We start from the raw sequence: 17525 nt of genomic DNA on the forward strand, positions 1-17525 counted from the left end.
AAGTATGATCATTCATACTTTTTTTCATGTTCTCTGCCTCTATGTTTGCTTCCTCATGGTTTATTTCTAATATTTCCGTTAAGAAAAGATATAAGATATCATGGGCCTCTAACACTTTTCTAGCAGTTTTATAGCCTTCCTCACTAATTTCAATTTTTCCATATACTTCATAATTCACTAGATTATTTTCTGCCAATAGTTTAATTGATTTATTTACACTCGCCTTTGTGCATTGCATTTTATTAGCGATATCTGTAACTCTAATATCTCCTTTTTGACTCTGCAAAATGTACATTGTTTTGATATATTCTTCTAATGATTTTGAAATACCCATTATACGCCTCCTTTTGTTAACCTAGGTTAACATTACATCCTTTTGGTATATTTGTCAAGTAAATTAAGAATTATTCCTAATTATATATATGTAAAAAAAACAAAGCGCTGTCACTCAAAAATTAACAATGATAGAATCTGAATAAACAGTTCTAAAAAAAGTATCATAAAGTTATTAAATTAAAGAAATGCAACGTTAAAAAACTTCCGAAAAGGTGTGTGCCAACGGCGAACATAAAATGTACGCCATTGGCATTCAACTTCTCGGAAGTGTTTTTACCGGTGTGTGAATGCTTTTAATTTAATAACTTTTCTTTTATAGATACTTTGCAGCTAACTGTCCTAATTTCTCTGGGTATTTCTTTCTGTATTCTTCATAGGTTAAACCTAATGAAGTTACCTCTTTTCCTATATCAACTAAGAATTCAGGGATGTCCTCTTCTACGATAACCCCCATCTCTTTCCCAAAGTTTTCTTTACCAAGAAGTTCACAACCATCTTCATAGACAGCAAATGCAAATTTCGGACCATCATTGGTTGGCTTTTTACCACCTCGAAATCCTAGCGTACCAATTTGATGGGCAGAACAAGAAGATGGACAACCTGAGATGTGAATTGCTGGTAATACCCTATCTTTAAACTTCTCTTGTCTTACACGTTCTATACAAGTATCTAAAAGTCCTTTTGAATTACCAATTCCAACTTGACAGATGGTTGCTCCTACACATGCAGTGGATCTTTCAAATAGTGTATTTGCCCCATCTTTTGTTATCTCTAATACTCTTTGTGCTTCTGTTGCTGTAAGATTGATAATATAGACTCCTTGATCTGGAGAAACTCTTAGCTTCACTTCTTTCATGTTTTTAATTGTGTCATAGAGTTTTGCAAAGAACTCTATACTTGGACTTCCACCAAATGGGTGGTACAATACTGCATATAAGCCAGTTTGGCTTTGTTTTATAATTCTAGGATTTGAGATTTCACCATCTCCAGTCTTATTAACCACATCTGGTTTAACATTAATATCTAGCTTCTCATTCTCTAGATTATAGGAAAGTTTTTCTTGATAGACATTAATAAATCCATCTACCCCCAGGGTATCTTGTAAGAATCTTGTCCGTGAAGCTGCCCTACTAGTATAATTTCCATATTCGGTGAAAACATCAATCATTGTTTTGATGTAATATAGGATTTTACTAGGTTCCACATCTTTCGCAACGCATACTCCCATCTTAGGCTTAATTCCAAGTCCACCTGCTGCATATACATCAAAGGTTTGATTTTCTTTTGCAACAAAGCCTAAATCACGAAATGTTGTATGTGTTTCATTCTTTTCGCTATTTGCAAAACCCACTTTAAATTTACGTGGAAGCTTCACTGTATGAATGAAACCAAGCAGATAGTCACCTGCTTCCTTTGCATAAGGAAGTGGATTAAAAAACTCGCCTTCTTCCACACCTGAAAGTGGAGAACACATTACATTTCTAGGATAATCACCACCACCGCCTCTTGTTATTATTCCATGATCAAAGGCATCTTCTATTAAGCCACAAACAGAAGCCTCTGATAAATTATGAGCTTGTATAGTCTGGCATGTCGTAAAATGCAATAGGTCAATATTGTATTTTTTAATACTATCAACAACAAACTTAAGATCTTCCTTGCTAATTTCACCACCTGCAAATCGAAGACGTAGCATGCTGCTCTCGCCACCTCTTTGAGCATAACTACCGAAACCACCTGAGAAAGATTTATATTCCTGTACTGATATTTCTTTTTGATAAAATTTTTTAGTCATCTCATGAAATTCTTTTAAATCGCCACGAAATTCTTCCACATGATTTTTTGCCATTAAAAATACCATCCTTTATTCTGTTAATGTTATCTCTAATATTAACACATCCAGTATATTTCTTACAAACCCTAATTTATATTTATCAAAATTCTATTTCTTCTTGAAGTCTTATATCCATAAGAGAACTTCCGACGCTTATTACATATTTACCATCTTTTACAATCCATTCCTGACTGGATTCATCATAATGGCTAAAGTCCTGTTTCTTAATTATCATTTCTACTTCCTTACATTCGTCAGGCTGTAACAGTATTTTTTCAAATCCTTTCAATTCCTTTACTGGATTTTGCTTACTTACTTCTTTTTCTCCCACATAAAGCTGCACTATTTCTTTGCCTGCTCGTTTTCCAATATTTCTTATCTTAGCTCTTACTATAAGAACCTCATCACCGCTTTCCTGTAATTTCCATTCAATCTGTATGTTACTATAGGAAAACTCTGTGTAAGATAAACCATGACCAAAACAAAATTGAACTGGTACATTATACTTTTCATAGTATCGATACCCTACAAATATTCCTTCAAGATATTCTTCTGTCAGATGTGCATTCATAAGCTTTGACTCTTCTTTGGTTAATGCTCTACCAGGATATTCACCAAACACAGATACACTCGTATCTTCTAATCTAAATGGCATGGATTCAGCCAGTTTACCAGAAGGATTCACTTTACCAAGAAGGACTTCTGTCAAAGCATTTCCTCCTTCCATTCCGCAATACCCCAACCAAAGAACGGCTTTTGCCTGGTTCAGCCAGTCGTTCATTCCAACTGGATTACCAGCCATCATCACGACAATCATCTTAGGATTTACTTTAAGAAGTTCTTGTATTAATTCATCTTGTTCATAAGGAAGTTCTAAACTATCTCTATCAAAGCCTTCAACATCATATTCATGATTTAATCCTCCGATATAAATCACATCATCATACTCTGCTGCAAGTTTAACTGCCTCTTCTCGAAGCCTTTTCTGCTCATTCTTTTCGGATTCATCTAAGAAATCCTTCTTCTGATCATCTAGCTTATCTTCCAGACTGTCTTCTTGCCAATTTTTCTCCGATTCCTTCTTTGTAGGAACATAATACCCCTGTGCATATGTAATCTCGCAATTACCTCCTAGCTGACACTTTAGTCCTAACAAAGGAGATACCTCATATAACGCTTTTATCTCTGCACTACCACCACCTAATGCATGTAACCGTACCGCATTTTCTCCTATTACCAGTAGCCTTTTTAGTTTTGATTGATCAAGAGGTAATCTTTCTTCTTCATTCTTTAACAGTACAATTGATTCTCTTGCTGTTTCAAGAACTGCCTGACGATGACTTGGTGTATTATAATTTCCACTTTTTCGTTCTGTATTTGAAACTGCTCTTACCTGTTTTTCTCCATCAGGTAACATTGTACAAGCTACATCTATCATTTTAAGTCTTAGCATAAAGCGTAAGATGTTACGAATTTTTTCATCTATAAAACTTTCCTTAATCTCATTATTATTAACCGCCTTTAATAATGGATTTGCCATACAATACTCATCAAAATCAGGAGTTACTGACATCTCAATATCAAGTGGACTTTCTGCAGCTTTCTTGGTATCATGTACTCCACCCCAATCTGATTCAATCAAACCATCATAATTCCATTCCTCTCTAAGAATACGTCCTAACAATGCTTCACTTTGGCAGCAATGCTCTCCTCTAAAAAGATTGTAAGCACCCATTAATGATTTTGTTTGCGCCTCCTTAACTGCTGCTTCAAATCCCGGAAGATATATTTCCCGTAAAGCACGTTCATCGATTTCTACGTTCACCCACAGTCTTTCTGTTTCCTGATTATTCAAAGCGAAATGTTTCACACAGGCTGCAACATCTGCACTCTCTATTCCCTCAATAAGCGGTACTACTAACTTTGATATCAGGTAAGGATCTTCACTGAAATATTCAAAATTCCTACCACATAACGGCGTACGTTTTATGTTAATTCCTGGTGCTAATATAACATCTTTCCCTCGTCCTCTTGCTTCTTCTCCTAAAACTTGCCCTGTCATTTGTGCAAGCTCTTTATTCCATGTGGTTGCAAGTGCACTATTACTTGGACAGTATGTTACATAATCATCTGATGTACCAGAAGGTATCCACTCGGACTGACGAAACTCATTACGTACTCCCATTGGCCCATCTGACATTTTAATGCTAGGAATATGTAAACGTTCCACTTCGCCCGTTTGAAAAAGACCAGCTCCATGAATCATTTTTATTTTTTCTTGTAGAGTAAGTTCTTGTAACAATAGCTCAATTTTTTCTTCTAATTCTCTTTGCTCCATATTTCCCTCCATTATATAATTATCATGTTATTTTCTCATATTATTAGTAGTGCCAGTATACGATAAAAAAAGCTCTTTTCCTACTAGCTTTTTTCCACTTGATTTACTATAATTATTATAGATAAATCTAATAAAAATTGTATATGGGGAATGTGTGAACTATGAGACAGGATTATCATAAGTTTTTTGAGATTTCAAAAATAAAGAAACAAATTTTAAGAATTTTCTTACTTGCAGCGATTCTGCCGATTCTGATTCTTGGCACCTTCTCTGTAGTACATGTGCGCAATCAAATGTCCCAGCATTACCGTTCTCAGGTTAAGGCAGACGGACTTCGTATTAATTCAATTTTATTTGATATTACCACTTCACTCTATACTTCAACGGAAGCTATTTTGAATAGCAATAGCTGTATGAAACTATTTGGTTCTGATTATTCCAGTGATACAGAAAAACAATACTTTAAAGAGATTAATAACTCTTTAAGTTCATTACGAAAGAATACAACAGCAATCTCATCCATACAGATATACACAGACAATCCAGATATTCCAAGTGAAGACTATATATCCAGTCTTCCTAACTATAATGATGAAAACTGGTATTTAGCCAGTAATGGTAGTTGGAGTACATGGACATGCATACCAAGCAAAAATCGCTTCAATAATGATGTCTATGAGCTATCTTTAGTTCGTAGGATTGGAATCATTTCGCAAGAATATTCAGCCTATATCGTAATATGTCTAGACAATAATTACATAAAAAACCGAATCGATCAAACGGACTTTCAAATTATGGCGACAGTAGACAACACTCCAGTATTCTACTCCTCTGACAGATCACTCATCAAAACACAAATGCCCGTACCAAAAGATTTTGACGGGAAATATTATACATATACGGGTCCACTTACTATTAATAATACTACTGTTCTAACGAACATATTGACATTTAGCCCATATAAAACGGATAATCTATTCTTCATAAGTGTCAGTGACTCTTCCGCTTATCAAAATCTGAATCGCATGACACTTCAGTATGTATTTATTATACTTGTTGCAACAATTGTTCCTTCTGCAATCATCTATTTATTTTCTTCTTACTTTAGTGGAAGAATTACCACTCTAAAACGTGCGATGCATCAGGCACGACTTGGTGAGTACAACATTATTGATAACTTTCAAGGTGATGACGAATTAGTTGAAATCTTCCAAGATTTGAAAGCAACAGTACAAATGATCCGTGACAAGGAAGCACAATATTATCAAGCACAATTAAACGAACAACAATTAATTAATGGACAACAAAAAATGGAATTTAAAATGCTAGCCAGCCAAATTAATCCACATTTTCTATATAATACATTAGAGACGATACGGATGCAGGCTTTATCAAGCGGAAATCGTGATGTTGCAACTTCAATTAAACTCCTTGGTAAGTCAATGCATTATGTTTTAGAAAACACCGGTACCAGTTGTACAACACTTACGAAAGAATTAGATTATATTAAAACTTATCTTTCCATTCAACAATTACGTTTTGGCGATCGAGTTAATACAGCATTTGAGATTCAGGAAGATTTAGATACTGACGAATACAAAATTCTTCCTCTTCTGCTTCAACCTATAGTCGAGAATGCTATTATACATGGGCTTGAAAATATCAATGAAAAAGGGCTTGTTACTATTTCAATTGCTACTCAAGATTCCAATCTGATAATTACGATTCGTGATAATGGAATAGGTATGGATGCTGATTCTCTTGATAAACTAAATTCTAATATTAGTAATCATGATCCCAATGATAGCCGAAGTATTGGTTTGTACAATATTAGGCAACGTATTCACCTTTTCTATGGTGAGGAATACTGCATGGAAGTTAATAGCCGTCAAAATCAAGGCACTACCGTAACACTAAAACTTCCACGTTCTTTCACAAACTAAATATACAGGATGGAGATACTATGGAAAACGAATTAATTAATGTACTAATCGTAGATGATGAAAAAATAGTCCGTGAAGGATTAAAATATATTATTGATTGGAATGCACTAGGATTTTGTATCTGTGGTGAAGCTAGTAATGGTAAAGATGCCATTGATATGATACATAAATATCAGCCAGGCTTAGTTCTACTTGATATTCACATGCCCGGAATGTATGGAACTGAATTAATTGAACTAGCTCGTAAAGAGGGATTTTCAGGTGCCTTTATTATTCTATCTGGGTATTCAGATTTTAAATATGCACAGACTGCTCTTCATTTTGGTGCCTCATTCTATCTCACCAAACCAATTGATGAAGATGAACTAGCAGAAGCTGTTACATCTGTACGCGAGAAAATAGAGACAAACAAGTTGCGTGAAAACTCTAGACATCAATATCTTCGTAAAGCAAAAACTACAGTACTCCACGATCTACTTACAGGGAATGAGTTTAACCCATCTATTAACTACGTGGAATTAGGCCTCTCTTCCCCTATTTATCAAGTTGTAATATACGAAGGGTATACACCTTATTTTCGTTCTTATAGTTTTGCTGATATATTACGTGTTACGAACCAGGATAATAACTCTTTTGAACATATAACAATTGACAACCACGAAGTCATTCTGTTAAAAGGGAACTTCGCTTTGGAACGATTTAATGCTTGTCTTCATCATTATGAGGAAGGTACCCAAAAAGGTTCGCCTTTGGATACGATTTTTCTCACCTATGGGCAGACTGTTTCATCGCTTGCTAACATTCATCTTTCCTATGATGAATGCTGTCGGTTAATGAACCGGAGATTTTTCTGTGAGGAAAACCAACACGTACTTTCCTATGAAGTGCTTCCAGAATTGTCTTCCTACCACTCCATATTGAATGCAGATATGACTCAGTCCTATAGTAATAGACTTGTGAATTCCATCACGACCTGTAATCGCCGAAGAATATCAGAAATATTAACAGAATTACGTAATAGTCTCTATACAAGTGGTGACGAGATATCAAATATCAAATATTTCCTTGCTGATATTTTTTTCCAAATTAAGCAATCTATTATGCATTCATATAGCGATGTAAATATTCCTTTTGTTCATAATGCAGCTATATTAGAGTTAATTGAGAATAAGTACTATCTGTATGAAATTTTACTTTATTTTACGGAACAATTTGATATGATTATTCGGGCAATCGGAAATAATTCCAGTGAGAATGTCTTTGATTCTGTATTGGATTATATAGAACATAACTATGAAAGGCCATTAAAGCTTGAAACCATTGCTCCATTATTCGGATACAACAGTTCTTATTTTGGTAAACTTTTCACACAAAAAATGGGCCTTAACTTTAATTCCTACCTTGATCAGGTAAGAATTAAGAAGGCCACATATTTACTAGATAATACCGATATGAAAGTTTATGAAATTGCAAGTAAAGTTGGATACAAAAATGTAGATTATTTTCATCAAAAATTTAAGAAACGTATGAATCAAAGCCCTGCGGAATACCGTCGGAAGGAATAGTAGTTAGTATCATAACTTCTCTTCGTTTTAGACATATCTGACCAGCTTCAAACGTCTGATTCGTAATAACATCGAAGGCTTTAAAAGGTAAATCTATCAATGCATCTTCTTGATTATGATTCATGAGAAAAATCATACGTTCATTCTCATTTTCTCTACTTGTAGCTTCTACTCCATCCGGTGTAACAATTACCGGATGGACATTAGCTGAAGTGCACAGATCCTGTAAAAACTCCCGGTAAAAATCCTCATCAGATGCCGTTGCAACATAATAAGATCTTCCTTTTCCATAATGGTTCATTGTTAGAACAGGCAATTCTTTGTAGAAATCCTCAGCATATCCATAATCATCTATCTGTACTGCACCTTCTAGATGTATCAAATCACATAATAGCATTGCTGGATACTCTTTTCCTTTGTAAGAGAAACCATTTTTTTGTTCTTTAGCTAATGCATCTTCCTCTTCTACCCATATTCCAAGAATATCTCTCAACTTACCTGGATATCCTCCTAAAGTAACAAGATCATTCTCCTCAACAATTCCGCTGAAAAATGTCGTCAGGAAGATTCCTCCTTCCTTTACAAATTCACGGATTCTCTCATCATCTTTACCTTTTACCATATAAAGAACTGGAGCGATTACAATCTTATACTGTAACAAATCATCTTCGGAAGAAATTATATCTACATTATAATTCATATTTCGTAGTGCTTCATAATAACGACCAAATTCTTTTAAGTATTTCAAATCACAACTTGGCCCTGCAGAATATTCAATTGCCCACCAATTCTCCCAATCCATCATTAGTGCAAATGGTTCTCCCTGTTTTATACCACGCATTAGGTCATGTGACATTGCAATTTTAGCATAAGAATCGTCATTAGCGGGATAATTATCCCATGATACAAAGTCCATATGCTTTGCCCATTCAAAATAATTCAGTGGTTTATAAAATCCCATTAGATTTGTTGTTATTACTGCACTAGGAATAATCTTTTTAATTGCGTTATGTTCTTCAATATAACATCTTAACAAGGAATCTGACATAAATCTTCGATAGTCAAGTGAAATTCCCTGAAACATAGTTCTATCCTGTTCAAAATGTTCACTTCTTGAATCTGGTAGAACAATCTCATCCCATTCATAAAAGGTGTGTCCCCAAAAACTTGTATTCCATGCAGTATTCAATTTATCTATTGTATGATATTTATCTTGTAACCAAACCTGAAACTCTTTTTCACAGTTCTCGCAATAACATTCACCGCCAAATTCATTAGAAACATGCCAAGCAACAATATTATCATAGTCCTTGTAACGGTTTGCTAGCTTATTTACTAGTGCAACACAATATTTATGATAAGTAGGGCTATTGGGACAGGAATTGTGTCTTCCTCCGAATTTTCTTTTTCTTCCTTCAAAATCCACTCGTAAGATATCTGGATATTTTTTTGCCATCCATGCTGGATGTGCTCCTGTAGATGTTGCAAGACACACTTTTAGATTATTTCTTTTTACCAGCTCCATAATTTTATCCAATTTTGTAAAATAATAACTTGTTTCATTCGGTTGTAAGGTTGCCCAGGAAAATACATTCAAGGTAACAATATCAATTTTTGCAAGATTTAGTAATTGCATATCTTCTGACCATATTTCTTCAGGCCATTGTTCAGGATTATAATCCCCACCATATGCAATCTTATTTAATTTATTATATGGAATTATAATACCACCTCCTAATTAGTAAAACAGGAACACTGATGTTGTCATCAGCGTTCCTGCATTAATTCTCAATTCTTTATTTATTTTGATACTTCTACTGCTTCTTTAATTTTTACAATTTTATCTTGGCAGTTTTGTTTATCAACAGCTAATACTTGTTCAAATCCAAGTCCATTAACTGTTTCTTTCATTTCTTTATATAAGCTATTAAACTCAGCATCATCTTTAGCAAATACCATTTGCCATGAATAAGCTACAATACTTTGTTTACATTGCTCTTTAATTGTGCTGATATCTGTATCGTATTCTGGTGTTGCATAATTTGTACCTGCAAGAACAAGTAAAAGATTGTTGTCTGACAGATATTCAATTGAAGATTTTACACCATCGTGATGTGCAGCCCAGTCTTCTGTTAATTTTGTTGATATTCTGCTTTGATAATCATCCCAACGTTGGTAATTATAGCACATACCAGTTTCTTCATCTACATCAACTATACCAACTGTCTTAATATTAAGTTGTGAAACGCCGTCTTTCCATGAACCGCCGCCCCACTCTTCTGGAACATTCAATCCATCTTCAATATCAACAAATGCTTTTACACCAAACTCAGTTAAAACTGGTTTACCATCTTTCATTTCCCAAGTTAAACCTTCTGGTCCACATGTTCCACCTGTTTGAGCTGTTGATGTTTGAATACCTTCTGGTGAGTACAACCAATCAATAAAATCAACTAATCTTTGTGGGTCTTCTGCTTTACTTCCAACCATAATACCAACTTCCATTTTACCTAATGGCATAGAACCATAAGATAAGCATTGCATATCATCAATTACAGCTGATTGGAATCCTTTTCCATTAGCTGCGTTTTCAGTTGTATTATATCTACTAGTTCCAAGCCATGGCCATAATGAATACAATACTGCACCATCGTCATATTTTGTTTGAAGTGTATCAAAGTTTTGTGTTGTAGATTCTGGATCTACTAATCCCATTTGGTTTGCTTGATATAAGAACTTTAATGCTCTTAAATAAATTCCATCTTCGTCCAAAATACTTTGTACGTCTGATCCATCAACCTTTGACATAGCAAAACCTGATGGTTCATATCCATATAATGAAGCCAAAGCTCCTGCATTCTGCATTATATCTCCATCCCAATCTTTGAATAAAGAGAATGCATATACATCTTTACCAGAATCGCTCTTTCCTGCTTTATCTTGCATCTGTTTAAGTACATCTAACATGTCCTCTAAAGTAGACATTTGAGGATAACCAACAGCTGCATATAAATCCCAACGTAATGATGGTGCATTAGTTGGTTCTAAAGCTTCACAAGGCTCTGTAGCTGCCTGATTTGAAATTTCACTAGGAACAGCCCACATTCCTTCTGTTTCTGCTAATTCGCTTGCTTGCTTAATTGCTTCTTCATATTTCTTAAGATTTTCGCAACTATCCAAATAATCCGTCATGTTCAAAACAAGACCAGCAGAAACCATATCTTTTAAACGACTTTTATCTAAGTTTGTGATAATTAAATCACCAAGATCACCATTTGCTGAACGTGTTTGATATAATGAATCTCCTCCTCCAGCTACATTTGGAGCAATAATATTTAACTCCATGTTGAATTTTTCTTTTACGATTTTTGCGAACCAACCGCTTTGAACCCCTTGGAAATTAGCTTGACTGTCAAATACATCTACAGTAATGGTTTTTTCATACTTTCCTCCAGATTCTGAGCTAGTTTCCGCTGACTTATTGCTGTTGCCGTTATTACCGTTGTTGCCCCCATTTGAGTTTTTTCCACAACCAGTTAATGATGATGCTATCATTGCTGTTACGAGAGCAATTCCTAATACTCTCTTTTTCATTGTTTTCCTCATAGTAATCCTCCAATCCTTTTCCTTATCTTTTTACTATAATTTATCGCAAGAAGCAATAGCCTCTTCTTACCCCTTAACAGAACCAATCATAATACCCTTAACAAAATATCTTTGGAACATTGGGTATATAAATAGGATTGGCAACACTACAATTACTGAAATCGTCATACGGATAGATGTCGGTGTCTGCTGTGTAACAAGATTTGCAACTGACTGTACACCAGAAGACTTAACCAATGTAGCTATCGAGTTCGCTTGATTCAAATATGTATACAGTAAATATTGTAGTGAATATAACTTCTGATCTGAAATATAAATCAATGTATCTTGGAATGAATTCCATTGTCCAACTGCTGCCCATATTGCAATTGTCGCTAGAATTGGTTTACATGTTGGTAATATGATTTTGTAAAAGCATTTAAGAATTCCTGCACCGTCTATCTTTGCTGCTTCTTGTAGTGCTGGTGGAATTGATTCAACGTATGTCTTTACCATGATAATATTAAATGGTTGTACAATAGCTGGAATTATATATACCCAAAATGAATTTGTCAAATTTAATGTCTTCATAGTCATAAACATTGGAATCAACCCGGCATTAAAATACATCGTGATAATAATGAATCGATACCAAAACTTTCTATGCCACATCTTCTGCTGTGTAAACATAAAACCTAAATATGCAGAAGCCATCACCGTAAATACTGTACCAATTACTGTTCTTGCAACCGATATCAAAATACCTCTTCCAAGCCCGCTAAGCTTAAACACCTGTACATAGTTCTCGATATGAATCTTTTTAGGTAAAAAGTTTATAGCTCCATTTGCGCTCAAATCATTTGCACTAATTGTATTTATAATCAAATAATAGAACGGATAAGCGCAGATAAATGTTAATAATGCAAATACAGCATAGTTACAGATATGAAACAAATAATCCTTTTTACTTTTCTGTTTCCTTTTTTCACTAGTTGCTATCATAATCTTTCTCCCTCTTTTCTATATAATGCTCTCGCCACGCGTCTTCTTCGATGTATAATTTACTATTGCTAACAATGTTATACTAACAAGACTCTTCATGATTCCAATTGCTGTTGCTAGAGAAAGACTTCTTCCAGTCATACCAATATTATATACGTACAAATCCAAAACCTGAATACTTTGCTTATTAAATGAATTTTGGAAAACGTAATACTGATCCATTCCATTATTCAAGAAATTTGCAACTGAAAGCATCAACATTACAAAATATGTAGGCATTAATGATGGGATTGTTATTTTTCTCATTAACTGCCATCTTCCTGCACCATCAACCTTTGCAGCATCATATAATTCTTGATCGATACCTGCGATTGCTGCAAGGTACATGATTGAGCCCCAACCAAGTCCCTTCCATGTGCTCCATAAAATCATCTGCAACCACACATGCTTTGAGCTATCAAGAATCTTCAGCGGTTCTGATATAACTCCAATTTGTTCAAGTACTGAATTAAGCATACCTGATGGTGAAAACAAACAAAATGCTACCGAATAAACCAATGTCCAGCTAATGAAATTTGGAAGTGTAGTAAGTGTTTGTACGATGTTCTTAAACTTTTTACTCTTTATCTCGTTTAAAAACACTGCAAACAATACTGGTAAAAATGATGTAGCAATTCCAAGTAAGCTCATTGCAAATGTATTTTTCAAAACTTGCCCAAGCAACTTTACTTGAGTTGGATTACTAAATAATGTCTTAAACCATTTAAGTCCAACGAATTCACACTGAGATAACTTCAGTGGAGCTCTATAATCGTAAAGTGCATATATCCATCCATGTAGTGGAAAATAAGAAAATAAGAAACACAAAACTAAAAATGGTAGAATCAATAAAAATAGCTTTTTCCCTTCTCTGTTTTTTCTCTTCTTCCTATTTTTTAGTTCTAACTCGAAGCGATAAGGTTGTTCTCCTATACACTTTTTATCCATAATCTTGAACCTCCTTCTGAAATTATCTAAATTTTATCACCACTTTAGACCACTTCATACCACGAAAATTCAAGATAACAAATTGTAAATTTTAGATTTTTACACTAATTTTTAATGGATATAGATTTTTCAAGGTATCAAATATATAATTTTTTATGTATTTTTATTTTTTATTATGTATTTTTAATAAATTCTAAATAAACTTTTTAGATAAAAATCAAAAAAACAACTTTTCAAAGCTGTGTACCATTATGAGTATATATATTCACATATGGTATTCAGCCAGAAAAGTTGTAATGTTGCAATAGCCTTATTTAGTTACAATAATGGTAAGCTATCTCTTAAACACAATGCTCCCCAACCAACCTCTGGATTGGGATATTCAGAATAACCTGGTAGATGTCTCGCTCCATTAATCAAATACGCTTTTATTTTTTCTCCATATAGATAAGGATCATTTCCCTCTACAATTCCCCATTGCATTAATAATGCTGCACTCCCCGTAACAAATGGAGTTGCAAACGAAGTCCCCGTCAAAGAAGTATATCCCCCATTTGGTGCAGTTGTAGTTATATTAACACCTGGGGCAACAAGATCTGGTTTATATCCTTGATCTCTTGTGAATCCACGTCCTGAAAAATTGGCATAACTATCTGTTAAATCATCATATGCTCCAACCGTAATGGAACGATATGTTGTTGATGGAATTGTTAATGTAACTTGTGGAATTGGTCGTAAAAAACGGGTTTGTTCATTAATTGAATTGCCTGCTGGCAACCACATATTATAACTACCAACAACAATCCTCTCTCCATTAAGTGTGATCTTCCATATGCCTGGAGCAACTCTTTCTCCTAAAGGTATAAACTCAAAATATATCTCCTGTGATGGATTAAACGGTATGGGTTCTCCATAATAAAACAAAACCATCGTATTTTCCACTACAAAACTTTGCTTTCCTTGAATTTCACGAATAGGACCTACAGTTACATTATTTGGACTTGTAATTTCAATGGACATAATATCATTATAATTCTTCCATAATTGTAAATTAAATGTTCTTTCGAACTCAGCTACTCCAATCTCTACTATCTCTCTACCGTTGTTACTAACAATACCTGATGTATGACGTGCCATCGCTCCTTCGTTACCTGATCCAATCACAATACTACTTTTCCAGAAATTTGCTATATCATTAAGATAATATTCAAGTATTGATCTTCCATCATGTGAACCATACTCATTTCCGAAACTAAGATTAATTGCAATGGGCATTCTCATATTTAATGCAGTTCGTACACAAAAATCCACTCCTTGCATTAATTGCGTAGTATTAGGAAAAGAATCAGTAAAAGGTACACCTAGCTTTACTACTAATATCGTACTCTGTGACGCTACGCCTCTGTTAACACCATTACTTGCTCTTCCATTCCCACTTGCGATACCTGCTACGCCAGTTCCATGACCAGACAAATCTACACTTGGAACAATTTCTAATCGTCTAGGTAAATCTCTTACCGCTAAGGCTTCATTAATTTTTTCCCTAGTATACAAAGTACCAATCGTATATCCTTCTGGAGGATTTCCACTTATTGTTTGATCCCATATAGCTTCAATCCTTGTAGTACCATCTTCATTGCGAAAGTCAGGATGTCCATAATCTATTCCAGAATCCACAATTCCCACAAGTACACCCTCTCCAAACAAATTGTATTGTGGTGTTTGAAGAGGATTGATGCAAGATACAGATCTCCCAGTGGACACCGCAAACAGTAGTCTCTTTGGTTTCTCTATAAATTCAATTTCCTCATAATCGCCTAGACGATCTATTAAATGTTCTGGTATAACGATAATTGCATATTCATTCAATAGCTCAACTACTTGTATTTGTAGCTCATCACGAATTCTTTGTAAACTACCTGAATATTTGACAATAAGTTCCCAGGATTTTTCATCTGGTCTAAATCCGACATCAAGATCAAGAGTTTGTGCTCTAGTCTCTTGATCAACATCAAGGGCTAGATTAAGTTGGTTATCTCTTTTTCCACTATTCATAACTTACGTTTCCTAATATTGATTAACTAAATATATGATAGCCTTTGGAGAAATACCACTGTACTGTATATTCCTATTAAAAGAAACTCATTATTATTTAGAAATAATAATTTCAAATAATCTTGCCATAACAGGTTTATCAAATGTAACTGATAATTCCATTTTCTCTGAATCAAAATTAAACTCAGTTGCTTCCTTAGTAGGATAGATGCATCTTACCTTCTCTATGCTCTTTCCACTTTCCAATAGGCTTTTTCTTAAATCAATCATCCAGGTATTTTCCTTGTCATACCTCTTCCATACAGCAAGATATGCCTTATCTTCTGTCTTAATTCCTGAGCATAACCAAGTATCTTTGTTGTCTGCTAAACCATTTGGCCAGAAAGGTAATGCATGTTTAATATCACCACGTATTGCTTTATAGCATGCAATTCCCTCCTTAACAAGATCTAGTCTTTCTTCTGATAACTCAGCAAGATGTCCACTTTGATGAATACGTAATAGCATCGCATTGATCATATTATAGATAACTTCTTCCTTGTCCCCATTCTTCATAGGATATGACCATACAGCAGCTTGTTCTGGAGTAACCCCAGCAATTGCATTAGCAGCTATTGTTGCATAATTTCTATAATCTTCTTGATCTGATGTAGATTGAATGCTACATCGACTTAACAATGCATAATCAATACGTAGTCCACCACTAGAGCAATTCTCAATAACCAAATCAGGATATCTTTCAAAAACTCCATCTAACCATCTAAGATATGCTTTTTCATGTTCTAATAATCCATGACCAACACTATCTGCATCAATTTCCGTTCCTGCTCCAGGTTCAATATTATAATCCATCTTAATATAGCCGACTCCGTAATCACGTACAACACGATCGATTACTTCATCTACATGTGTAATAACTTCTGGATTTCTAAAATCTAGTTGATAGCGGCTTCGATCAAATACTCTCTTTCCGTGGCGAACGAAGAACCAGTTATCTGGTGCTTTCTTAGCTTTCTCACATTCAATACCCATTACCTCGAGTTCAAGCCAAACTCCTGCAACCATTCCCTTTTTCCTTATGTAATCAGTTACTTCTTTGATTCCTTTTGGAAAACGTTCTTTACTTTCCTTCCACTCACCTACACTATCCCACCATTCACCTGGTGCATACCAACCAGCATCAATAACATAATACTCGCAACCACTTTCAGCTGCTACATCAATTAATGGTAGTTCTTTCTCCGTTGTAGGATCTCCAAAAAGGCAATTCATATAGTCATTAAAGATTACTGGTAATTCTTCATCATCTTTGTTTGGTCTACGTATCATACGACGATACTTTGTTAATTCTCCCATCGCAGTATCAAAATCATCTGTTGCAACACCTACTGCAACTGGTACAGTTTCGAAGGATTCACCTGGATTTAATACTTGATACCATTGGGATTGCAATTCAGTTGGACCACTTACGCATAGATAATAAGTATTATTTTGATCACCGATTTCATAATGCCATGAACCATTATGTTCTATCTGCCAATAAAAACTTGTATGTGCCTCAGTATTCTCAAGGTATCCCATTGGTAAATATTTTTTAGTAGACCAGTTACCAGTATTCGTTACCTCAATTACTTGTGAAGTTCTTTGCGTTACTGTAGGTTGTGTCTGTGCCATACCAAGGTCAGCAAAATTAAATTTCTTCCAACTCATCTCTTTTTGCCATCCATTAAAAGGAATCATGATATTCATCTTATCATCAGAGGACATAACGCCTTCTTTTTCAATGCCTGTATAACAAAATGAAGATATATATTCTAACGTCTGTGCTTCCGTACCAATATTAGTGACTTTATTATAGCAACGAACGACAGATGTTCCAT

General features: G+C 34.7%; 11 protein-coding genes. 2 read left to right on the top strand and 9 right to left on the bottom strand.

All coding sequences use genetic code 11. The features are described 5' to 3' along the window. The 3 genes from ACW2QF_RS09805 to ACW2QF_RS09815 all read right to left on the bottom strand — a co-directional run. Positions 1 to 334 (bottom strand): metal-dependent transcriptional regulator (locus tag ACW2QF_RS09805; protein WP_455715820.1); only part of this gene is annotated, 334 nt, incomplete at its 3' end. Positions 335 to 649: 315 nt separating this feature from the next. Beyond that, a complete protein-coding gene (locus ACW2QF_RS09810; protein WP_455715821.1) occupies positions 650 to 2185 on the bottom strand; it encodes a nitrite/sulfite reductase in 1536 nt (511 codons plus the stop codon). A gap of 85 nt (positions 2186 to 2270) precedes the next feature. Beyond that, positions 2271 to 4508, bottom strand: a complete 2238-nt coding sequence (locus ACW2QF_RS09815; protein WP_455715822.1) for a beta-glucosidase — start codon at positions 4506 to 4508, stop codon at positions 2271 to 2273. 161 nt (positions 4509 to 4669) lie between these two features. Here ACW2QF_RS09815 and ACW2QF_RS09820 point away from each other — a divergent pair, with 161 nt between their 5' ends. Further along, positions 4670 to 6451 (top strand): sensor histidine kinase, encoded by a 1782-nt coding sequence (locus ACW2QF_RS09820; RefSeq protein ID WP_455715823.1) that lies wholly within the window; start codon positions 4670 to 4672, stop codon positions 6449 to 6451. A 20-nt stretch (positions 6452 to 6471) separates the two neighbouring features. Continuing rightward, the gene (locus ACW2QF_RS09825; RefSeq protein WP_455715824.1) at positions 6472 to 8016 is read left to right on the top strand and encodes a response regulator transcription factor; all 1545 of its coding nucleotides are present in this window, start codon (positions 6472 to 6474) and stop codon (positions 8014 to 8016) included. Here ACW2QF_RS09825 and ACW2QF_RS09830 read toward each other — a convergent pair. From ACW2QF_RS09830 to ACW2QF_RS09855, 6 genes are all read right to left on the bottom strand, one after another. Next, positions 7967 to 9742, bottom strand: a complete 1776-nt coding sequence (locus tag ACW2QF_RS09830; RefSeq protein WP_455715830.1) for a beta-galactosidase — start codon at positions 9740 to 9742, stop codon at positions 7967 to 7969. The genes ACW2QF_RS09825 and ACW2QF_RS09830 overlap by 50 nt on opposite strands. Positions 9743 to 9816: 74 nt before the next feature. Next, positions 9817 to 11622 (bottom strand): extracellular solute-binding protein, encoded by a 1806-nt coding sequence (locus ACW2QF_RS09835; RefSeq protein WP_455715825.1) that lies wholly within the window; start codon positions 11620 to 11622, stop codon positions 9817 to 9819. 66 nt (positions 11623 to 11688) lie between these two features. Further along, a complete protein-coding gene (locus ACW2QF_RS09840; protein WP_455715826.1) occupies positions 11689 to 12603 on the bottom strand; it encodes a carbohydrate ABC transporter permease in 915 nt (304 codons plus the stop codon). 18 nt (positions 12604 to 12621) lie between these two features. Then, positions 12622 to 13590 (bottom strand): ABC transporter permease, encoded by a 969-nt coding sequence (locus ACW2QF_RS09845; protein WP_455715827.1) that lies wholly within the window; start codon positions 13588 to 13590, stop codon positions 12622 to 12624. Positions 13591 to 13908: 318 nt separating this feature from the next. After that, the gene (locus ACW2QF_RS09850; protein ID WP_455715828.1) at positions 13909 to 15645 is read right to left on the bottom strand and encodes a S8 family peptidase; all 1737 of its coding nucleotides are present in this window, start codon (positions 15643 to 15645) and stop codon (positions 13909 to 13911) included. Positions 15646 to 15738: 93 nt separating this feature from the next. Beyond that, on the bottom strand, positions 15739 to 17525 hold a 1787-nt coding region (locus ACW2QF_RS09855), incomplete at its 5' end, for a glycoside hydrolase family 36 protein (protein ID WP_455715829.1).

This window comes from Anaerosporobacter sp., from assembly GCF_965301125.1.